This is a genomic window from Streptomyces sp. NPDC111507 (assembly GCF_055638955.1).
In genome coordinates this window covers 407,468-429,316 of sequence record NZ_JBVKBU010000001.1, presented here as the reverse complement: position 1 = coordinate 429,316, position 21,849 = coordinate 407,468, and the positions used below count along the sequence as shown (strand labels likewise).

Below are 21,849 nucleotides of genomic sequence, written 5' to 3'. Positions count from 1 at the left end.
TTACTGGTCAGGTACGAAGTAGTCCTGCTGTGAGAAGGGACAAAGAACGTCATCGTGTCTTGTTGTGAGGTAACCCACATGAGGGTTTAGAGATCGCCTGGATAGGTGATTTTTGCTGATTCACCGCTTCGATCGGGGGTTCGTGGAGGAGCGGTCCGCGACGCGCATGCCGGTTGATTGACCGCGAGACACCGTGGACTAAAGTGACGCGAAGCGGGAGGCGAGGCTCTCCCTGCTGGACTGCTTTCCCCTGGAGACCCGGCGATTTTCCGGCGTCTCCCCCCGCGTGCGCGGCGCGTACGTACGGCTCGGCCTCCTCCCGCTCCCGGTCGGCTGACGCCACTCACCCGGCGCCAGCAGGCCTCCCCTTCTCGAGCGGGTGGGGACCCGGCGGTGCGTGCGGCCGCGCCGGACCTGAGAGGGCCCCTTGAGCCAGAGTCGACACGTCCCGGTGATGCTCCAGCGGTGCCTGGACATGTTGGCCCCGGCCCTCACCGAGCCGGGCGCCGTGGTCGTCGACTGCACCCTGGGACTCGGCGGCCACAGCGAGGCGCTGCTGACCCGGTTCCCCGAGGCCCGTCTCGTCGCCCTCGACCGCGACAAGGAGGCGCTGCGCCTCTCCGGAGAGCGGCTCGCCCCCTTCGGTGACCGTGCCACCCTCGTGCACGCGGTCTACGACGAACTGCCCGAGGTGCTCGACCGCCTCGGCATCCCCCGTGTCCAGGGCGTCCTGTTCGACCTGGGCGTCTCCTCCATGCAACTCGACGAGGCAGACAGGGGCTTCGCCTACGCCCAGGACGCCCCGCTCGACATGCGGATGGACCAGACGACCGGCATCAGCGCGGCCGAGGTGCTCAACACCTACCCGCCGGGCGAACTGGTGCGGATCCTGCGCGCGTACGGCGAGGAGAAGCAGGCCAAGCGGATCGTCTCCGCCGTCGTGCGCGAACGCGAGAAGGAACCCTTCAGCAACAGCGCGCGGCTCGTCGAGCTGATCCGCGACTCCCTGCCGCAGGCCGCCAAGCGCACCGGCGGCAACCCCGCCAAGCGCACCTTCCAGGCCCTGCGCATCGAGGTCAACGGGGAGCTCAGCGTCCTGGAGCGGGCGATTCCCGCGGCCGTGAAGGCGCTCGCCGTCGGCGGCCGGATCGCCGTTCTGTCGTACCACTCGCTGGAGGACCGGCTGGTCAAGCAGGTGTTCGCGGCCGGGGCCGCCACCACCGCGCCGCCCGGTCTGCCGGTCGTGCCCGAGCGCTACCAGCCCCGGCTCAAGCTGCTCACCCGCGGTGCCGAACTTCCCACCGAGGAAGAGGTCGCCGAGAACCGGCGAGCGGCTCCCGCACGACTGCGCGGGGCTCAGCGCATCCGCGAGGACGCCGAGTGAGGCACGAGGAGGGGGAGATCGAGTGAGTAGGAAACCCGAACTCAGGGGGCGGGCCGCCCGGCTCGCCCGGCTTCTCCCCGCCGGCGGGGGACATGCCGCCCGTACCCCTTTCGTCCTGCTCGTCGTGCTCCTGCTCGGCGGCGGCCTGATCGGCCTCCTCGTGCTGAACTCCGCCCTGAGCGAGGGCTCGTTCCACCTGGACGACCTGCAGAGGGACACCAAGAGCCTCACCGACGAGGAGCAGGCGCTGCAGCGGGACGTGGACACCTACTCCGCGCCCGACGCCCTCCAGCGCCGCGCCCGCGAGCTGGGCATGGTGCCCGGCGGCGACCCGGCCTTCCTCAACCCGGACGGCAGCGTCAAGGGTGTTCCCGGAACGGCCGCCCAGCAGTCCTCCGCACGCAACCCGGTGGTCCGCCCGCCCGAGGTTCTCGCCCTCACCCGGACCACGGCCCCGGCCACCAGCGCCCCGGCGGCCGCCGTCCCCTCCGCAGGCACCGCCACCCCGCAGACCCCCACCCCGCGGATCCCGACCCCGCAGGCCCCCGCCCCCACCCCGTCCGCGCAGCCCTCCTCGACCCCCGGCAGGTGACGGAAGTGTCCGACAGGGAACCGCCGCGCCGTCGTGTGCCCGGCCCCGCCAGGCCCGTACGCCCCGGCGGCCAGCGGCGTCCGGGCCCCGGCGCCCGCCCCGCGCGCCGCCCGGGCGCGCCCCGGCCCGGCGGCCCACAGGCCCTGCGGCTGGGCAGCCCCCGTCCCCGGCTGCGCATGATCAGCCTCACCCTGACACTGGTGATGATCGCCTTCGTCGTACGCCTGCTCCAGGTGCAGGCCGTGGACGCCAGCGCCTACGCCGCGAAGGCCGAGCAGAACCGGTATGTCGGCCGCACCCTGGCCGCCACCCGTGGCGGGATCACGGACCGCAACGGCGTGGAGCTCGCGACGAGCGTGGACGCGTACGACATCACGGCCGACCCCACGATGTTCACGCAGGAAACGACGAAGGTGACGGACGCGCCCGAGCAGGCCGCGGCACTGCTCGGGCCGATCCTCGGCCAGGACGTGGACACCGTCGCCAAGAAGCTCCGTACGAAGAACACCCGCTACACCCTGCTCGCGCACCGCCAGACCCCCCAGGTCTGGAAGCAGATCAAGGACCTGAGGAACACGCTCGCGGTCAAGGCGGAGACCGACAAGAGCACGGTCAACTTCCTCGCGGGCGTCGTCGCGGTCCCGGCCAGCAAGCGCGTGTATCCGAACGGTGATCTCGCCGCCGGGATACTGGGCTGGGTCAACGCCGACGGCAAGGGCGGCGGCGGAGTCGAGCAGAAGCTGAACAAGGAACTCGCCGGCAAGGACGGCAAGATCCGCTACGCCCAGTCCGGCGGCCGTCAGGTGCCGACCGTAGGGTCGACGGAGACCCCCGCCGTGGCGGGCTCGGACGTCGAGCTGACCATCAACCGCGACATCCAGTGGGCCGCGCAGAACGCCATCACCCAGCAGGTGAAGGCGTCCCAGGCGGACCGCGGGTACGTGATCGTGCAGGACGCACGCAGCGGCGAGATCCTCGCCATGGCGAACTCGCCCGGCTTCGACCCCAACGACCTCACCCAGGCCAACGCGGCGGCCCTGGGCAACGCGGCCCTCCAGGACGCGTACGAACCCGGCTCCACCGCCAAGGTCATGTCGATGGCAGCCGTACTGGAGGAGAACGCCGCAACGCCCGAGACGCACGTGGTCGTGCCCAACCGGCTGCACCGCGGCGACCGCCTCTTCCAGGACGACGTCGACCACGCGACCTGGAACCTGACGCTCAACGGCGTGCTCGCCAAGTCCAGCAACATCGGCACCATCCTGGCGACCGGCCAGCTCGGCAAGACGCAGAAGGAGGCGAACCAGGTCCTCTATTCGTATCTGCGCAAGTTCGGCATCGGCAGCTATACCGGGCTCGGCTTCCCCGGCGAGACGAAGGGCATCCTCGCGCCCGCCGACAAGTGGTCGACCTCCCAGCAGTACACGATTCCTTTCGGCCAGGGCATGTCGATCAACGCGATGCAGGCGGCCTCCGTCTACTCGACGATCGCCAACGGCGGTGTACGCGTCGAGCCGACGCTGGTGCGCGGCGCGAAGGGACCCGACGGCCTGTTCACCCCGGCCGCCCAGCCGAAGAAGACGAGGGTCGTGAGCGAGAAGACGGCGAAGACCCTCGCCCAGATGCTGGAGTCCGTCGTGGACGACGAGCAGGGCACCGGCGCCAAGGCGCGCATCCCCGGCTACCGGGTCGCGGGCAAGACGGGTACGGCCAACCGCGTGGATCCGGCCACCGGCAAGTACCACGGCTACACCTCGTCGTTCGCCGGATTCGCCCCCGCCGACAAGCCCCGGATCACCGTCTACTGCGCGATCCAGAACGCCACCAAGGGCAGCTACTTCGGCGGACAGATCTGCGGACCCATCTACAAGCAGGTCATGGAGTTCGCGCTCAAGACCCTCCAGGTCCCGCCCACCGGAGCGGGGGCCGCCAATCTGCCCGTGACCTTCACGCCGTGATCGATTCCGGCCATATCCCCTGATCAGGGCTTGATCAGGGTCCGGCCAGGACCCGGACAAGACCGCACGCACAACGGACCAGGAACCAGCTCGTGACAACGATCACCCCGGATTCCGGGAACCACAGCTCGCCACGCCCCTCGCTTCGCTCCGGCGGGGGTGCGCCCGGTACGCTCACCGCCGTGCCACACGCTGATCAGTCCCAAACCACCCAGAAGGGCGTTCCTGTGACATATCCGGGGCCGCCGCGACCGGTCCAGAACTCCGCCACACCCCTCGCGGAGCTCGCCGATCAGCTGGGTGTCACCGCCCCGGCGTCGAGTGCGGAGGTCACGGGCATCACCCATGACTCCCGCGCGGTGCGCCCCGGAGACCTCTACGCCGCGCTGCCGGGCGCCCGCCTGCACGGCGCCGACTTCGTGACGCAGGCGGCCGGTCTCGGCGCGGTCGCCGTGCTGACCGACCCGACCGGCGCCGAGCGCGCCGCCGCCACCGGGCTGCCGGTCCTCGTCGTCGACGACCCGCGCGGCCTGATGGGAGAGCTCGCGGCCACCATCTACGGCCACCCGGGACGCGATCTGCTCCAGATCGGCATCACCGGCACCTCCGGCAAGACCACCACGGCCTATCTCGTCGAGGGCGGGCTGAAAACGCTCCGCTCCACCGGCCTGATCGGCACCGTGGAGATGCGCATCGGCGAGGAGCGCATCAAGTCGGAGCGCACCACCCCCGAAGCAACCGACCTCCAGGCGCTGTTCGCGGTGATGCGCGAGCGCGGCGTCGACGCGGTCGCGATGGAGGTCTCCAGCCACGCGCTGGTCCTCGGACGGGTCGACGGCTGTGTCTTCGACATCGCCGTCTTCAACAACCTCAGCCCGGAACACATGGAGTTCCACTCCGACATGGAGGACTACTTCCGGGCCAAGGCGCAGCTGTTCACACCGCAACGCAGCAAACTCGGCGTCGTCAACCTCGACGACGAGTACGGGCGCAGGCTGGCCGAGGAGGCCACCGTCCCCGTCGTCACCTTCTCCGCCGAAGGACACCCGGACGCCGACTGGCGCGCCGAGGAGGTCGAGGTCGGCCCGATGGACTCGGCGTTCGTGGCGGTCGGTCCCAAGGGCGAGCGGATCACCGCCAAGTCGCCGCTCGCGGGTCCCTTCAACGTGGCGAACACCCTCGCCGCGATCGTCGCCCTCGCCGTCGCCGGGATCGACCCGCAGACCGCCGCCGACGGCATCGCCGCCGTCCCGGGGGTGCCGGGCCGCCTGGAGCGCGTGGACGCGGGCCAGCCCTACCTCGCGGTCGTCGACTACGCCCACAAGACGGACGCCGTCGAATCGGTCCTGCGCGCGCTGCGCAAGGTCACCGAGGGCAGGCTGCACATCGTGCTCGGCTGCGGTGGCGACCGTGACAAGACCAAGCGGATGCCGATGGGCGCCGCCGCGGCGCGGCTCGCCGACACCGCCGTACTGACATCGGACAATCCCCGCTCGGAGGACCCCCTCGCGATCCTCGCGACGATGCTCGCGGGCGCCGCCGAGGTGCCGGCGCACGAGCGTGGCGAGGTCCAGGTCTTCGAGGACCGGGCCGCCGCCATCGCCGCCGCCGTCGCCCGGGCGCGGCCCGGCGACACCGTGCTGGTCGCGGGCAAGGGCCACGAGCAGGGCCAGGACATCGCCGGGGTGGTGCGTCCCTTCGACGACCGCCAGGTGCTTCGCGAAGCTATCCAGAAGACCCAGGGATGAACTTGTGATCGCCCTCTCTCTCGCCGAGATCGCAGCAGTCGTCGGCGGGCAGACGTACGACATACCGGATCCGGCGGTACAGGTCACCGGACCGGTCGTCAGAGACTCCCGTGAAGTGGAGCCAGGCAGCCTCTTCGTCGCCTTCGTCGGCGAGCGCGTGGACGGCCACGACTTCGCCGAGGCCGTCGTCGCGGCGGGCGCGGTCGCCGTACTGGCCTCCCGGCCCGTCGGCGTGCCCGCGATCGTCGTCGCGGACGTGCAGGCGGCCCTGGGCGCCCTCGCGCGTCACGTCGTCGAACGCCTCGGCGCGACCCTCGTGGCCCTCACCGGCTCCGCGGGCAAGACCAGCACCAAGGACCTGATCGCCCAGGTCCTGCGGAGCAAGGCGCCGACCGTCTTCACGCCCGGCTCGCTCAACAACGAGATCGGGCTGCCGCTGACCGCGCTGAGCGCCACCGAGGAGACCAGGTTCCTCGTCCTGGAGATGGGCGCCCGCGGCATCGGCCACATCAGCTACCTCACGGACCTCACGCCACCGAGGATCGGCCTCGTCCTGAACGTCGGGACCGCCCATATCGGTGAGTTCGGCGGCCGCGAACAGATTGCACAGGCGAAGGGCGAGCTCGTCGAGAGCCTTCCGCCGTCGGAAGCGGGCGGTGTCGCCGTCCTCAACGCCGACGACCCCCTCGTACGCGCCATGGCGTCCCGGACGAAAGCGCGCGTGATCCTCTTCGGAGAGTCCGGCGAAGCGGACGTACGTGCCGAGAACGTCCGTCTCACGGACGCTGGACAGCCCGCATTCAGGCTTCACACACCCTCCGGGTGCAGCGATGTGACCATGCGCCTGTACGGTGAGCATCACGTGTCGAACGCGCTCGCCGCGGCCGCCGTCGCCCATGAGCTGGGCATGTCCGCAGACGAGATCGCCCTCGCGCTCTCCGAGGCGGGCTCCCTCTCCCGCTGGCGGATGGAGGTCACCGAGCGCCCGGACGGCGTGACGGTCGTCAACGACGCCTACAACGCGAACCCCGAGTCCATGCGAGCCGCCCTGCGCGCGCTCGCGGCAATGGGCAAAGCCTCACAGGCACAAGGGGGTCGGACGTGGGCGGTGCTCGGTCAGATGGCCGAGCTCGGGGACGAGGCGCTCGCCGAGCACGACGCGGTCGGGCGGCTCGCCGTCCGACTCAACGTCAGCAAGCTCGTCGCGGTCGGGGGCAGGGAAGCTTCCTGGCTCCAACTGGGCGCATATAACGAGGGTTCGTGGGGTGAGGAGTCGGTGCACGTGTCCGACGCACAGGCGGCTGTCGACCTGTTGCGCAGCGAGTTGCGCCCGGGGGACGTCGTGCTCGTGAAGGCGTCCCGGTCGGTCGGGCTCGAACGGGTGGCGCAGGCGCTGCTCGACGACGGTGCCGAGGGTGAGGTCGCGGCCCGATGATGAACCAGATCCTGTTCGCAGGAGTCATTGGTCTGTTCCTGACCCTGATCGGGACCCCGCTGCTGATCAAGCTGCTGGCCCGCAAGGGCTACGGGCAGTACATCCGCGACGACGGCCCGAAGGAGCACCACAGCAAGCGCGGTACTCCGACCATGGGTGGTATCGCCTTCATCCTGGCGACGATCATCGCGTACTTCCTGTCCAAGGTGATCACGGGCAAGCCGCCGACCTTCTCGGGTCTGCTGGTGCTCGGCCTGATGGCCGGCATGGGCCTGGTCGGCTTCCTGGACGACTACATCAAGATCGTCAAGCGGCGTTCGCTCGGTCTGCGGGCCAAGGCGAAGATGGCCGGTCAGCTGATCGTCGGCATCTCCTTCGCGGTCCTCGCGCTGCAGTTCGCGGACAATCACGGCAACACTCCGGCCTCCACCAGGCTCTCCTTCGTGGAGGACTTCGGCTGGACCATCGGCCCGGTGCTCTTCGTGGTCTGGGCCCTGTTCATGATTCTCGCCATGTCGAACGGCGTGAACCTGACCGACGGTCTGGACGGTCTCGCCACCGGCGCCGCGACCATGGTCTTCGGCGCGTACACCTTCATCGGTGTCTGGCAGTTCCAGGAGTCCTGCGCCAACGCGCAGACCCTGACCAACCCGGCCGCCTGCTACGAGGTACGAGATCCACTCGACCTCGCGGTCGTCGCCTCCGCCCTGATGGGAGCCTGCTTCGGCTTCCTGTGGTGGAACACCTCGCCCGCCAAGATCTTCATGGGTGACACCGGCTCGCTGGCCCTCGGCGGCGCGCTCGCCGGCCTCGCGATCTGCTCCCGCACGGAGCTGCTGGTCGCACTTCTGGGCGGCCTCTTCGTCCTGATCACCATGTCGGTCGTCATCCAGGTCGGCTCCTTCCGGCTCACCGGCAGGCGCGTCTTCCGCATGGCACCACTCCAGCACCACTTCGAACTAAAGGGGTGGTCCGAAGTCCTTGTCGTGGTCCGCTTCTGGATCATCCAGGGCATGTGCGTCATTGTGGGTCTGGGCCTCTTCTACGCAGGATGGGCAGCAAAGAAGTGACCGACTGGCAGGGCAAGCACGTCACCGTCGCCGGGCTCGGCGTCTCCGGCATCCCGGCGGCCAAGGTGCTGCACGGCCTCGGTGCCGTCGTCACGGTCGTCAACGACGGCGACGACGAGCGCTCCCGGGCGCAGGCCGCGGAGCTGGAGGCGCTCGGGATCACCGTGCGCCTCGGTGACGGCGCCACCCTGCCCGAGGGCACCGAGCTCATCGTCACCGCGCCCGGCTGGAAGCCGGACAAGCCGCTGTTCGCCGCGGCCGCCGCGGCGGACGTCCCGGTCTGGGGCGACGTCGAACTGGCCTGGCGGCTGAGAGGCCCTGACGCGGCCCCCTGGCTGGCCGTCACCGGCACCAACGGCAAGACCACGACCGTGCAGATGCTCGCCTCGATCCTGAAGGCGGCCGGGCTGCGCACGGCCGCCGTCGGCAACATCGGGGTCTCGCTCCTGGACGCGGTCCTCGGTGAGGAGCGGTACGACGTCCTGGCGGTGGAGCTGTCGAGCTACCAGCTGCACTGGGCGCCGTCGCTGCGCGCGCACTCGGCCGCCGTGCTGAACCTGGCACCCGATCACCTCGACTGGCACGGCTCCATGGAGGCGTACGCCGCCGACAAGGGCCGTATCTACGAGGGCAATCGGGTCGCCTGCGTCTACAACCTCGCCGACAAGGCCACCGAGGACCTGGTGCGCGAGGCGGACGTCGAGGAGGGCTGCCGGGCGGTCGGCTTCACCCTCGGCACCCCCGGACCGTCCCAACTCGGCGTCGTGGAAGGCATCCTGGTCGACCGCGCCTTCGTCGAGAACCGGCAGAAGAACGCCCAGGAACTGGCCGAGGTCTCCGACGTCAACCCGCCCGCCCCGCACAACATCGCCAACGCCCTTGCGGCGGCGGCCCTGGCACGCGCCTTCGGGGTGCCCGCCGCGGCCGTAAGGGACGGGCTGCGGGCCTTCACGCCGGACGCCCACCGCATCGCGCTCGTCGCCGACGTGGACGGCGTGGCGTACGTCGACGACTCCAAGGCGACCAATACGCATGCCGCGGAAGCCTCTTTGGCGGCCTACGAGTCGATCGTGTGGATCGCGGGCGGGCTCGCCAAGGGCGCGACCTTCGACGAGCTGGTCGCCAAGTCGGCCAAGCGACTTCGGGGCGTCGTGCTCATCGGCGAGGATCGGGCTCTGATCCGTGAAGCCCTGGTGCGACACGCGCCGGAAGTACCCGTGGTCGACCTCGACCGGACCGACACTGGGGCGATGCTCGCGGCGGTTCGGGAGGCGCGGGGGCTCGCCCGCGAGGGCGACACGGTGTTGCTGGCGCCGGCCTGTGCCTCCATGGACATGTTCGCCAACTACAACAAGCGCGGGGACGCGTTCGCGCAGGCGGTCCGCGAACTCGGCGCGAGCGCCTGACGGCGGGTCTCGGACGGTCCGGGCGCGCCCGGGACCATTGGGAGGGACGCGTGACGCCATTGTGGGGGCCTCCATCGCCCTGTGGGACGCCCTCCCGGGGCATGGCGGACGGAGCCGGTGATGGTCGGTAGCCGTACTGGCCGTCCCCCCGTCCAGCGTGCCCCACGGCGCCCCGCCGGACGCCCCCGTTCGTCGCGCGACAACCCCCTGCGCCTGCTCGTCCTGCGCGCCCGCAAGGCCTGGGACCGTCCGCTCACCGCGTACTATCTGATCTTCGGCAGCAGCCTGTTGATCACCGTGCTGGGCCTCGTGATGGTCTACTCGGCCTCGATGATCACAGCGCTGCAGCTGTCGCTGCCGGGGTCGTTCTTCTTCCGCAAACAGTTCCTCGCCGCCTCCATCGGCACCGTGCTGCTCCTGATCGCCATGCGGGTACCGGTGAAACTGCACCGGGCGCTGGCGTATCCGATCCTGGCAGGCGCGGTCTTCCTGATGATCCTCGTGCAGGTCCCGGGGATAGGAGTGGCGGTCAACGGCAACCAGAACTGGATCTCCCTCGGCGGCTCGTTCCAGATCCAGCCCAGCGAGTTCGGCAAGCTCGCGCTCGTGCTCTGGGGTGCCGACCTGCTCGCCCGCAAGCAGGACAAGGGCATGCTCGCGCAGTGGAAGCACATGCTGGTGCCGCTCGTCCCGGGCACCTTCCTGCTGCTCGGGCTGATCATGCTCGGCGGCGACATGGGCACGGCGATCATCCTCACCGCCATCCTCTTCGGCCTGCTGTGGCTGGCCGGGGCGCCCACGAGGCTGTTCGGCGGCGTGCTGGCGGTCGCCGTGACCATCGGTTTCATCCTGATCAAGACGAGCCCCAACCGGATGTCCCGGCTCGCCTGCATCGGCGCCACCGAACCCGGCCCGAACGACACCTGCTGGCAGGCCGTGCACGGTATCTACGCGCTGGCTTCCGGCGGACTGTTCGGTTCCGGCCTCGGTGCCAGTGTGGAAAAATGGGGACAACTCCCGGAAGCGCACACCGACTTCATCTTCGCCATCACCGGGGAGGAACTCGGCCTCGCGGGGACGCTGTCGGTGCTCGCCCTCTTCGCGGCTCTAGGCTATGCGGGTATCCGCGTGGCCGGACGCACGGAGGACCCCTTCGTGAGGTATGCCGCGGGAGGCGTGACCACCTGGATCACGGCCCAGGCCGTGATCAACATCGGTGCGGTGCTCGGTCTGCTGCCGATCGCCGGAGTCCCGCTCCCGCTGTTCTCCTACGGAGGGTCCGCCCTGCTGCCGACCATGTTCGCCATCGGGCTGCTGATCGCCTTCGCACGCGACGAGCCCGCTGCGCGGGCGGCGCTTGCGATGCGGCAACCCCGCTTTGGTAGAAAGCGTGCTGCGGTGAGAGGCTCCGCGGGGGCCGCGGGGCCTCGGAGATGGAACACGATGCGACGGCGTGCCTCGGCGGCGCGTTCGTCCGGAGAGCGGTGAATTTCGGTGCATGTCGTACTCGCCGGCGGGGGGACCGCCGGCCACATCGAGCCCGCGCTCGCCCTCGCGGACGCCCTGCGCAGGCAGGACCCGACCGTGGGGATCACGGCCCTGGGCACGGAACGCGGACTTGAGACCCGGCTCGTACCGGAGCGGGGCTACGAACTCGCGCTGATCCCCGCCGTTCCGCTGCCCCGCAAGCCCACCCCCGAGCTGATCACCGTCCCGGGGCGGCTGCGCGGCACGATCAAGGCGGCCGAGCAGGTCCTGGAGCGCACCAAGGCGGACGCGGTCGTCGGCTTCGGCGGCTATGTGGCGCTGCCCGCCTACCTCGCTGCCAAGCGCCTCGGCGTGCCGATCGTGATCCACGAGGCCAACGCCCGGCCGGGCCTCGCCAACAAGATCGGTTCCCGGTACGCGGCGCAGGTCGCCGTCTCGACCCCGGACAACAAGCTGCGCGGCGCCCGCTACATCGGTATCCCGCTGCGCCGCTCGATCGCCACCCTCGACCGGGCCGCCGTACGCCCCGAGGCGCGCGCCGCGTTCGGTCTCGACCCCTCGCTGCCGACCTTGCTGGTTTCCGGCGGCTCCCAGGGCGCACGGCGCCTCAACGAGGTCGTCCAGCAGGCGGCTCCCTACCTCCAGCAGGCCGGTATCCAGATCCTGCACGCGGTCGGCCCGAAGAACGAACTGCCGCAGGTCCACCAGATGCCGGGAATGCCCCCGTACATCCCGGTACCGTACGTGGACCGGATGGACCTCGCGTACGCGGCGGCCGACATGATGCTCTGCCGCGCGGGCGCGATGACCGTCGCCGAACTCTCCGCCGTCGGGCTGCCGGCCGCCTACGTCCCGCTGCCCATCGGCAACGGCGAACAGCGGCTGAACGCCCAGCCGGTGGTCAAGGCCGGTGGCGGGCTCCTTGTCGACGACGCGGAGCTGACGCCTGCGTGGGTTCAGCAGAACGTGCTGCCCGTGCTCGCCGACCCGCACCGGCTGTACGAGATGTCCCGCGCCGCCAGCGAGTTCGGCCGCCGGGACGCCGACGACCTGCTCGTCGGCATGGTGTACGAGGCGATCGCCTCTCGCCACCGCTAGGACCGCATGAGGGAAGGCAGGGAGCGTGGCCGGACCGACGACCGCCGAGCGCGGTGAACGGCAGAAGTTGGAGTCCGGCTCGCCCCGCCGCAGGCGGTTGCGTCGCCTTCGTATGCTCATCATCCTTTTGATCGCGGTGGTGTTGGCGACGGCGGCCGTGCTCTGGCTGCTCTACGGCTCGCCGTGGCTGCGGGCCGAGAAGGTGTCGGTCTCCGGGGTGCGGGTCCTGACGGACCGGCAAGTGCGCGACGCGGCCGACGTGTCGGTCGGATCGCCGCTGATTTCCATCGATACCGACACCATTGAGGCGCGATTGCGCCGGAAATTGCCCCGAATTGACTCGGTTGATGTCGTCCGTTCCTGGCCGCACGGAATCGGGCTGAAAGTGACCGAACGCACCCCGGTACTCATTCTCGAAAACACCGGAAACGGCGGCAAGTGCGTCGAAGTGGACGCCAAGGGTGTGCGTTTCGCGACGGTTTCGGCTGCCCCGAGGGGTGTGCCCACACTGGAATTGGCCGTGCCCGCGAAGTCCAGGGCGGCCGTTCTGCGCCGCTTCCCGGTCGACCGGCTGGTGCGCGAGGCGGTGGGGGTGGCCGGGGACATTCCGGCCGCTGTCCGTCGCGACACCCGGATCGTCAAGGTCCGTTCGTACGACTCGATCTCGCTGGAGTTGAGCGGCGGACGCAGCGTCGAGTGGGGGAGCGGCGAGAAGGGCGGCGCGAAGGCCAGGACGCTCACCGCTCTCATGAAAGCAGCTCCGGGGGCCCGGCACTTCGATGTGAGTGCCCCCATCGCGCCTGCGTCATCGGGGAGTTGACGCACATCAGCGCAGGCCAGCACCCTGGTTGGGCAGCGCTACGGCTGATCACATAGGGTGAAAAGAAAAACGGGAGGTTCGGCGTGTTCGTTGAACGTGCGCCACTTGTCGACTTAGTGTCCTGTTCGGAAGAGTCCAAGGAACAGACACACTGGTAACCCTAAACTTCAGCGTTAGGGTTCGGGTCGGCGTTCGGACCGTCCCATTCGGCATCAGTCGTCGGATCGCGAGCGTGCGAGGCGACGACACGTAACTCGAGGCGAGAGGCCTTCGACGTGGCAGCACCGCAGAACTACCTCGCAGTCATCAAAGTCATCGGTGTCGGCGGCGGTGGTGTCAATGCCATCAACCGGATGATCGAGGTCGGTCTCAAGGGCGTCGAGTTCATCGCCATCAACACGGACGCGCAAGCTCTGTTGATGAGCGACGCCGACGTCAAGCTCGACGTCGGCCGCGAACTCACGCGCGGACTCGGCGCCGGAGCCAACCCGGCCGTCGGCCGCAAGGCGGCCGAGGACCACCGCGAGGAGATCGAGGAGGTCCTCAAGGGGGCCGACATGGTCTTCGTGACGGCCGGTGAAGGCGGCGGCACCGGCACCGGCGGCGCGCCCGTCGTGGCCAACATCGCCCGCTCGCTCGGCGCCCTCACCATCGGCGTGGTCACCCGCCCCTTCACCTTCGAAGGACGGCGTCGCGCCAACCAGGCCGAGGACGGCATCGCGGAACTCCGCGAAGAGGTCGACACCCTCATCGTCATCCCGAATGACCGGCTGCTGTCCATCTCGGACCGCCAGGTCTCCGTCCTCGACGCCTTCAAGTCGGCGGACCAGGTCCTGCTGTCCGGTGTTCAGGGCATCACCGACCTCATCACCACGCCCGGTCTGATCAACCTCGACTTCGCCGACGTCAAGTCCGTGATGTCCGAGGCGGGTTCCGCGCTCATGGGCATCGGCTCGGCCCGCGGCGACGACCGCGCCGTGGCGGCGGCCGAGATGGCGATCTCCTCGCCGCTCCTGGAAGCCTCCATCGACGGCGCACGCGGCGTCCTGCTCTCCATCTCCGGCGGCTCCGACCTCGGTCTGTTCGAGATCAACGAGGCTGCCCAGCTGGTCAGCGAGGCCGCACACCCCGAGGCCAACATCATCTTCGGTGCGGTCATCGACGACGCGCTCGGCGACGAGGTGCGGGTCACCGTGATCGCCGCAGGCTTCGACGGCGGCCAGCCGCCGGCCAAGCGGGACAACATCCTCGGCTCCACCTCCGCCAAGCAGCGCGAGGAGCCCGCGCCGATGCGGGCCGCCGAGAGCCGCCCGTCCTTCGGCTCGCTCGGCAGCGTCACGCCGAAGGAGGCCCCGGAGCCCACCCCGGAGCCGGTCAACGAGGTCCAGGTCGCTCCGCCGGTCCCGCCGTCCCGCGCCTACTCGGACAGCGCGGCCGAGGAGCTGGACGTGCCGGACTTCCTGAAGTGATAGGACATCGCTCCGAAACGAGCACCGTGAGCGGCGCGCACTTCGCCTTCACCGACCGGTGGGGCGGGGTGAGCGCCGTTCCGTACGAGGAGCTCAACCTCGGCGGAGCGGTCGGCGACGACCCCGACGCCGTACAGACCAATCGTGAACTGGCCGCCAAGTCGCTCGGACTGGACCCGGCCCTGGTCGTCTGGATGAACCAGGTGCACGGGCCGGACGTGGCGGTGGTCGACGGACCGTGGCTCTCCGCGGAGATCCCGTCCGTCGACGCGATCGTGACCGCGCGGCGCGGGCTCGCCCTCGCCGTCCTCACCGCCGACTGCACGCCCGTGCTGCTGGCCGACCCGGTCGCCGGGATCGCGGCCGCCGCCCACGCGGGACGGCCCGGCATGGTCGCCGGGGTCGTCCCCGCCGCCGTACGGGCCATGGTGGAACTCGGCGCCGAGCCCGAGCGGATCGTCGCCCGCACCGGACCCGCGGTCTGCGGCCGGTGCTACGAAGTGCCGGACGAGATGCGCGCCGAAGTCGCCGCCGTCGAGCCGGCGGCGTTCGCCGAGACCAGCTGGGGCACTCCCGCGGTCGATGTGACCGCCGGAGTGCACGCACAGCTGGAACGGCTCGGGGTGTGCGACCGGGCGCAGTCGCCGGTGTGCACGCTGGAGTCGGACGACCACTTCTCGTACCGACGGGACCGCACCACCGGGCGGCTCGCGGGCTATGTCTGGCTGGACTGATGGGGCATGACGGAACGTAAGGCTCAACTCGCCGAAAATCTGGCGAAAGTGGAAGAGCGCATCACGGCGGCCTGTGTGGCCGCCGGGCGCAAGCGTGAAGAGGTGACCCTGATCGTGGTCACCAAGACCTACCCCGCCGGCGATGTGCGGATCCTGTCGGAGCTCGGTGTGCGCAACGTCGCCGAGAACCGGGACCAGGACGCGGCGCCCAAGGCCGCGGCTTGCTCGGATCTGCCCCTCTCGTGGCATTTTGTCGGTCAGTTGCAGACCAACAAGGTCCGTTCTGTGGTCGGTTACGCGGATGTGGTGCAGTCCGTGGATCGTGCCCGGCTTGTCACGGTCCTGTCGACGGAAGCGGTGCGGGTGGAGCGCGAGGTGGGCTGCCTCATCCAGGTCGCACTGGACGCGCAGGAGAGCGGCCGGGGTGAGCGGGGAGGCGTCGGAGTCGGCGGAATCGAAGAGTTGGCCGACCTCATCGCCGGGGCACCCGGGCTCCGGCTCGACGGACTCATGACCGTCGCACCGCTCACCGGGGCGTACGCCGGGCGCCAACAAGCGGCGTTCGCGCGGCTGATGGATTTGTCGACTGCTATGCGCCGCACGCATCCGGCTGCGAACATGGTGTCTGCAGGGATGAGTGCGGACCTCGAGCAGGCCGTGGCGGCCGGAGCGACACATGTACGCGTCGGTACGGCGGTACTCGGAGTCCGACCCGGGCTCGGGTAACGTCGCCAAGAAGTCGGACCACAGCAGAAAATATGGTCATTACCGCCACTGGCGGGCATAACGACCTCGTGGATCGCGGGCACTTGGCAATTCGTCAGCCGATCCACCACAGAGCGGAGGACTCAGAGCATGGCCGGCGCGATGCGCAAGATGGCGGTCTACCTCGGCCTCGTGGAGGACGATGGGTACGACGGCAGGGGTTTCGACCCCGATGACGAGTTCGAGCCCGAGCTCGACCCGGAGCCCGAGCGTGACCGGCGGCGGCACGAGCCGCCCCACCAGTCGCATCAGGCACATCAGTCCCAAAGGGATGAATCGGTACGGATGGTGCAGCCTCCGGCGCCTCGCGATCCGGTGCCGCATTCCGCTTCGCTCACTGCGGAATCCAGCCGTCCGGCGCGCATCGCGCCCGTGGCATCCATCACACAAGAACGCGCAAGCCTGGAGAAGAACGCACCGGTGATCATGCCCAAGGTCGTGTCGGAACGAGAGCCGTACCGGATCACCACGCTTCACCCGCGGACCTACAACGAGGCCCGTACCATCGGGGAACACTTCCGTGAGGGCACCCCGGTGATCATGAATCTGACTGAGATGGATGACACAGATGCGAAGCGACTTGTCGACTTTGCGGCCGGTTTGGTGTTTGGTCTCCACGGCAGCATCGAGCGGGTGACGCAGAAGGTGTTCCTGTTGTCGCCTGCTAACGTCGATGTCACGGCGGAGGACAAGGCCCGCATCGCAGAGGGCGGGTTCTTCAACCAGAGCTGAGACGCAGGACCGGATCAAGGCAAGGAAACAGGGGAGAGGGAAGCACGGATCATGAGCGTGGTCGGGCAGGTTCTCTACGTCGCGCTGACGTGTTTCCTCGTCGTGTTGATTTTCCGGTTGGTCATGGACTACGTCTTCCAGTTCGCCCGCTCATGGCAACCCGGCAAGGCGATGGTGGTCGTTCTCGAGGCCACCTACACTGTCACCGATCCACCGCTCAAGCTTCTGCGGCGGTTCATTCCGCCGCTGCGTCTCGGGGGCGTGGCGCTCGACCTGTCCTTCTTCGTACTGATGATCATCGTCTACATCCTGATCTCCGTCGTGAGCCGGCTGTGAACGATACGGTCTTGCCGAATGCCGACGACTACGTTGAGGTGAAGAGATGCCGTTGACCCCCGAGGACGTGCGGAACAAGCAGTTCACGACCGTCCGCCTCCGAGAAGGCTATGACGAGGACGAGGTCGATGCCTTCCTCGACGAGGTCGAAGCCGAACTGACGCGACTGCTCCGCGAGAACGAGGACCTGCGCGCCAAACTGGCGGCGGCCACGCGCGCGGCTGCGCAGAACCAGCAGCAGGGCATGCGCAAGCCGCCCGAGCAGCAGGACCAGCAGGGCCCGCCGCAGGGCATGCGAGGTCCCGGTGCGCCCGTACCCGCCGGCATATCGGGCCCGCCGCAGCAGCAGATGGGTGGCCCCATGGGTGGCCCGCCCCAGCTGCCGAGCGGTGCGCCGCAGCTGCCCGCGGGCCCCAGCGCCCAGGGCGGCCAGCAGGGCCAGGGCCCCATGGGTCAGGGTCCGATGGGCCAGGGCCCCATGGGTCAGGGTCCGATGGGTCAGGGCCCCATGGGTCAGGGTCCGATGGGTCAGGGTCCGATGGGGCAGGGCCCCATGGGTCAGGGCCCCGGTCAGCAGATGCAGCAGCAGATGCCGGGCCAGATGCAGCCTCAGATGCAGCAGCAGATGGGTGGCCCGATGGGCGGCCCCATGGGTGGACCCATGGGCGGTCACGGCCCGCAGATGCCGCAGCAGGGTCCCGGTGGCGACAGCGCCGCGCGTGTCCTCTCGCTGGCTCAGCAGACCGCCGACCAGGCGATCGCCGAGGCCCGCTCCGAGGCCAACAAGATCGTCGGCGAGGCCCGCAGCCGCGCCGAGGGTCTCGAGCGTGACGCCCGTGCCAAGGCCGACGCGCTGGAGCGGGACGCGCAGGAGAAGCACCGTGTCGCGATGGGCTCCCTGGAGTCCGCCCGCGCCACGCTGGAGCGCAAGGTCGAGGACCTGCGTGGCTTCGAGCGCGAGTACCGTACGCGTCTGAAGTCCTACCTGGAGTCGCAGCTGCGCCAGCTGGAGACGCAGGCGGACGACTCGCTCGCCCCGCCGCGCACTCCGGCCACGGCCTCCCTGCCGTCGCCCTCCGCGCCCTCGATGGCTCCGGCCGGCGCGAGTGCGCCGTCGTACGGCGGTCAGGGCATGGGCGGTGCCCCGGCACCGGCGGCGCCCTCCTACGGCGGGCAGCAGCAGATGTCGCCGGCCATGACCCAGCCGATGGCTCCGGTACGGCCCCAGGGGCCGTCGCCGATGCAGCAGGCCCCCTCGCCGATGCGTGGGTTCCTCATCGACGAGGACGACAACTGACGGCCTTGAGTACGCCTTAGGCGTCGGCAGCGTTCAGGGCGGAGCCCCGGATCTTTCCGGGGCTCCGCCCTTTTGCCGTGCCGTTTCGGGCGGGGAGGTTTCGGGCGCGCGTGCGGTTCCTTGGGGCATCTGTACGGGGTACGCAACGCCGAAGGCCGGGGCCCACCAAGATCTTTGGTGGGCCCCGGCCTTCGTTCTTCGGCTGCGGGCCGGTGGGGGCTGGTCGCGCGGTTCCCCGCCCCCCTGGGGCAGGTGCTACGCCTTGCGGAGGCGGAAGGTGAGGGACAGGCCCTCGTCGGTGAACGGGGCGCCGTAGGTGCCGTCGGCCTCGCCCTGGGCGAAGTCGGTGGCGAGGACCTCGTCGGCGATCAGCGCGGCGTGCTCGTTCAGGGCGGCGATGACGGCCGGGTCGGTGGACGTCCAGCGCAGAGCGATCCGGTCGGCCACGTCGAGGCCGCTGTTCTTGCGGGCCTCCTGGATCAGCCGGATCGCGTCACGGGCGAGACCCGCCTGCCGCAGCTCCTCGGTGATCTCCAGGTCCAGAGCGACCGTGGCACCCGAGTCGGACGCCACCGACCACCCCTCGCGCGGGGTCTCCGTGATGATGACCTCGTCCGCGGCCAGCGTCACCGTCTCGCCGTCGACCTCCACCGAGGCGGTGCCCTCGCGCAGGGCGAGGGAGAGGGCCGCCGCGTCCGTCTCGGCGATCACCTTGGCGACCGCCTGGACGCCCTTGCCGAAGCGCTTGCCCAGCGCGCGGAAGTTCGCCTTGGCCGTGGTGTCGACCAGCGAGCCGCCCACCTCGGAGAGGGAGGCGAGGGAGGTGACATTCAGCTCTTCGGTGATCTGCGCGTGCAGCTCCCCGTCGAGCGACTCGAAGCCGATCGCCCCGACCAGCGCGCGGGACAGCGGCTGGCGCGTCTTGACGCCCGACTCCGCGCGCGTGGCGCGGCCCAGCTCCACCAGACGCCGGACGAGGACCATCTGCCTCGACAGCTCCGGGTCGATGGCGGACAGGTCCGCCTCCGGCCACGAGGACAGGTGTACGGACTCGGGGGCGCCCGGCGTCACGGGGACGATCAGGTCCTGCCAGACCCGCTCGGTGATGAACGGGGTCAGCGGGGCCATCAGCCGCGTGACCGTCTCCACGACCTCGTGCAGGGTGCGCAGCGCGGCCTTGTCGCCCTGCCAGAAGCGGCGGCGGGAGCGGCGCACGTACCAGTTCGAGAGGTCGTCCACGAACGCGGAGAGGAGCTTTCCGGCACGCTGGGTGTCGTACGCCTCCAGTGCCTGGGTGACCTGATCGGTGAGCGCGTGCAGCTCGGACAGCAGCCAGCGGTCGAGGACCGGGCGGTCGGCCGGGGCCGGATCGGCCTCGGAGGGGGCCCAGTCGGAGGTGCGGGCGTACAGGGCCTGGAAGGCGACCGTGTTCCAGTAGGTCAGGAGCGTCTTGCGCACCACCTCCTGGATGGTGCCGTGGCCGACGCGGCGGGCCGCCCAGGGGGAGCCGCCGGCCGCCATGAACCAGCGCACCGCGTCCGCGCCGTGCTGATCCATCAGCGGGATCGGCTGCAGGATGTTGCCCAGGTGCTTGGACATCTTGCGGCCGTCCTCGGCGAGGATGTGGCCCAGGCACACGACGTTCTCGTACGACGACTTGTCGAAGACGAGGGTGCCGACCGCCATGAGGGTGTAGAACCAGCCGCGGGTCTGGTCGATGGCCTCGGAGATGAACTGCGCCGGGTAGCGGCTCTCGAAGAGCTCCTTGTTCTTGTACGGGTAGCCCCACTGCGCGAACGGCATCGAACCCGAGTCGTACCAGGCGTCGATGACCTCCGGCACGCGTGTCGCCGTCCGCCCGCAGCCGTCCTGCGGGCACGCGAAGGTGATCTCGTCGATGAACGGGCGGTGCGGGTCCAGGTTCGACTGGTCGGTGCCCGTCAGCTCGGAGAGCTCGGCGCGGGAGCCGACACAGGTGAGGTGGCCTTCCTCACAGCGCCACAGCGGGAGCGGGGTGCCCCAGTAGCGGCTGCGGGACAGCGCCCAGTCGACGTTGTTGTTCAGCCAGTCACCGAAGCGGCCGTGCTTGACGGACTCCGGGAACCAGTTGGTCTTCTCGTTCTCCTGGAGGAGACGGTCCTTGATGGCGGTGGTGCGGATGTACCAGGACGGCTGCGCGTAGTAGAGGAGCGCGGTGTGGCAGCGCCAGCAGTGCGGGTAGCTGTGCTCGTAAGGGATGTGCTTGAAGAGCAGACCGCGCTGCTGGAGGTCCTCGGTGAGCTTTTCGTCCGCCTTCTTGAAGAAGACACCGCCGACGAGCGGAACGCTCTCCTCGAAGGTGCCGTTCGGGCGGACGGGGTTCACCACCGGCAGTCCGTACGACCGGCAGACCTTGAGGTCGTCCTCGCCGAAGGCGGGGGACTGGTGGACCAGACCCGTGCCGTCCTCGGTCGTCACGTACTCGGCGTTGACCACGTAGTGGGCCTCGGCCGGGAACTCGACCAGCTCGAACGGACGTTGATAGGTCCAGCGCTCCATCTCGGCGCCGGTGAAGGTCTCACCGGTGGCCTCCCAGCCCTCGCCGAGCGCCTTCTCGACGAGCGGCGAGGCGACGACGAGCTTCTCCTCACCGTTCGTCGCGACGACGTAGGTGACCTCGGGGTGCGCGGCGACCGCGGTGTTGGAGACCAGCGTCCACGGGGTCGTCGTCCACACCAGGAGCGAGGCCTGGCCGGCCAGCGGACCGGAGGTGAGCGGGAAACGGACGTACACGGACGGGTCGACGACCGTCTCGTAGCCCTGTGCCAGCTCGTGGTCCGACAGACCCGTCTCGTCGCGCGGGCACCACGGGGCCACGCGGTAGTCCTGGACGAGCAGACCCTTGTTGAAGATCTCCTTGAGCGACCACCACACGGACTCCACGTACTCGGGGTCCATCGTGCGGTACGCGTCGTCCAGGTCGACCCAGTAGCCCATGCGGTTCGTGAGCTCGGTGAACGCGTCGGTGTGACGGGTCACGGACTCGCGGCACTTGGCGTTGAACTCGGCGATGCCGTACGCCTCGATGTCCTGCTTGCCGGTGAAGCCGAGCTCCTTCTCCACCGCGAGCTCGACCGGGAGGCCGTGGCAGTCCCAGCCGGCCTTGCGGGCCACGTGATAGCCGCGCATGGTGCGAAAGCGCGGGAAGACGTCCTTGAAGACGCGCGCCTCGATGTGGTGGGCGCCCGGCATGCCGTTCGCGGTGGGCGGGCCCTCGTAGAACACCCACTCGGGGTGGCCCTCGGACTGCTCAAGGCTCTTGGCGAAGATCTTCTGCTCGCGCCAGAAGTCGAGCACGGCGTGCTCGAGCGCGGGCAGGTCGACCTGGGCGGGCACCTGGCGGTACGTCGGCGTTGTCATCAGCGAGCTTCCTCCGGCGGACTTTCTGCCTTCCGTCCGGAGGGACGAGAGCCTGAGCAGCCATCTCCTGGATGCTGCGGACGCCGTGCGCGGCGCGCTCCCGCGGTACCACCCTCCT

At 69.6% G+C, this 21,849-nt stretch carries 17 protein-coding genes; 16 read left to right on the top strand and 1 reads right to left on the bottom strand.

The annotated features are described in order from the left end of the window. The first annotated feature begins 427 nt into the window (after nt 1–427). From rsmH to ACZ7M2_RS01855, 16 genes are all read left to right on the top strand, one after another. Nucleotides 428–1,384: a 16S rRNA (cytosine(1402)-N(4))-methyltransferase RsmH gene (gene rsmH, locus ACZ7M2_RS01930; RefSeq protein ID WP_079064858.1), complete on the top strand. Its 957-nt coding sequence runs from the start codon at nt 428–430 to the stop codon at nt 1,382–1,384. A 22-nt stretch (nt 1,385–1,406) separates the two neighbouring features. Continuing rightward, complete coding sequence (gene ftsL, locus ACZ7M2_RS01925; RefSeq protein WP_471593751.1) at nt 1,407–1,976, top strand: cell division protein FtsL; 570 nt, start codon at nt 1,407–1,409, stop codon at nt 1,974–1,976. A gap of 5 nt (nt 1,977–1,981) precedes the next feature. Further along, nucleotides 1,982–3,934: a peptidoglycan D,D-transpeptidase FtsI family protein gene (locus tag ACZ7M2_RS01920; RefSeq protein WP_471593750.1), complete on the top strand. Its 1,953-nt coding sequence runs from the start codon at nt 1,982–1,984 to the stop codon at nt 3,932–3,934. Nucleotides 3,935–4,161: 227 nt separating this feature from the next. Continuing rightward, nucleotides 4,162–5,682, top strand: coding sequence for a UDP-N-acetylmuramoyl-L-alanyl-D-glutamate--2,6-diaminopimelate ligase (locus ACZ7M2_RS01915; protein WP_352046651.1), 1,521 nt, complete (start codon nt 4,162–4,164; stop codon nt 5,680–5,682). A 4-nt stretch (nt 5,683–5,686) separates the two neighbouring features. After that, entirely contained in the window at nt 5,687–7,117 is a 1,431-nt protein-coding gene (locus ACZ7M2_RS01910; RefSeq protein ID WP_352046592.1) for a UDP-N-acetylmuramoyl-tripeptide--D-alanyl-D-alanine ligase, read from the top strand. Beyond that, nucleotides 7,117–8,187, top strand: coding sequence for a phospho-N-acetylmuramoyl-pentapeptide-transferase (mraY, locus tag ACZ7M2_RS01905; RefSeq protein WP_177323990.1), 1,071 nt, complete (start codon nt 7,117–7,119; stop codon nt 8,185–8,187). Before ACZ7M2_RS01910 ends, mraY begins: the two co-directional genes overlap by 1 nt. Further along, on the top strand, nt 8,169–9,593 hold the full coding sequence (murD, locus tag ACZ7M2_RS01900) for a UDP-N-acetylmuramoyl-L-alanine--D-glutamate ligase (protein ID WP_471593749.1): 1,425 nt from the start codon (nt 8,169–8,171) through the stop codon (nt 9,591–9,593). Before mraY ends, murD begins: the two co-directional genes overlap by 19 nt. A gap of 120 nt (nt 9,594–9,713) precedes the next feature. After that, nucleotides 9,714–11,081 (top strand): putative lipid II flippase FtsW, encoded by a 1,368-nt coding sequence (gene ftsW, locus ACZ7M2_RS01895; RefSeq protein ID WP_471593748.1) that lies wholly within the window; start codon nt 9,714–9,716, stop codon nt 11,079–11,081. A 6-nt stretch (nt 11,082–11,087) separates the two neighbouring features. Further along, nucleotides 11,088–12,179: an undecaprenyldiphospho-muramoylpentapeptide beta-N-acetylglucosaminyltransferase gene (gene murG, locus ACZ7M2_RS01890; protein ID WP_054231490.1), complete on the top strand. Its 1,092-nt coding sequence runs from the start codon at nt 11,088–11,090 to the stop codon at nt 12,177–12,179. Between the two features lie 25 nt (nt 12,180–12,204). Next, nucleotides 12,205–12,999, top strand: coding sequence for a cell division protein FtsQ/DivIB (locus ACZ7M2_RS01885; protein ID WP_471593747.1), 795 nt, complete (start codon nt 12,205–12,207; stop codon nt 12,997–12,999). Between the two features lie 275 nt (nt 13,000–13,274). Beyond that, nucleotides 13,275–14,468, top strand: a complete 1,194-nt coding sequence (gene ftsZ, locus ACZ7M2_RS01880) for a cell division protein FtsZ (RefSeq protein WP_471593746.1) — start codon at nt 13,275–13,277, stop codon at nt 14,466–14,468. A 26-nt stretch (nt 14,469–14,494) separates the two neighbouring features. Further along, complete coding sequence (gene pgeF, locus ACZ7M2_RS01875; protein WP_471593745.1) at nt 14,495–15,202, top strand: peptidoglycan editing factor PgeF; 708 nt, start codon at nt 14,495–14,497, stop codon at nt 15,200–15,202. Nucleotides 15,203–15,208: 6 nt separating this feature from the next. Then, nucleotides 15,209–15,928: a YggS family pyridoxal phosphate-dependent enzyme gene (locus ACZ7M2_RS01870; protein WP_471593744.1), complete on the top strand. Its 720-nt coding sequence runs from the start codon at nt 15,209–15,211 to the stop codon at nt 15,926–15,928. A 129-nt stretch (nt 15,929–16,057) separates the two neighbouring features. Continuing rightward, a complete protein-coding gene (locus ACZ7M2_RS01865; RefSeq protein WP_054231485.1) occupies nt 16,058–16,699 on the top strand; it encodes a cell division protein SepF in 642 nt (213 codons plus the stop codon). A gap of 51 nt (nt 16,700–16,750) precedes the next feature. Then, entirely contained in the window at nt 16,751–17,035 is a 285-nt protein-coding gene (locus ACZ7M2_RS01860) for a YggT family protein (RefSeq protein WP_075026383.1), read from the top strand. Between the two features lie 46 nt (nt 17,036–17,081). Next, nucleotides 17,082–18,332, top strand: a complete 1,251-nt coding sequence (locus ACZ7M2_RS01855; RefSeq protein WP_143601379.1) for a DivIVA domain-containing protein — start codon at nt 17,082–17,084, stop codon at nt 18,330–18,332. A 255-nt stretch (nt 18,333–18,587) separates the two neighbouring features. On the opposite strand, the gene ileS is transcribed toward ACZ7M2_RS01855, so the two are convergent. Continuing rightward, on the bottom strand, nt 18,588–21,731 hold the full coding sequence (gene ileS, locus ACZ7M2_RS01850; protein ID WP_471593743.1) for an isoleucine--tRNA ligase: 3,144 nt from the start codon (nt 21,729–21,731) through the stop codon (nt 18,588–18,590). Nucleotides 21,732–21,849: the final 118 nt, after the last annotated feature.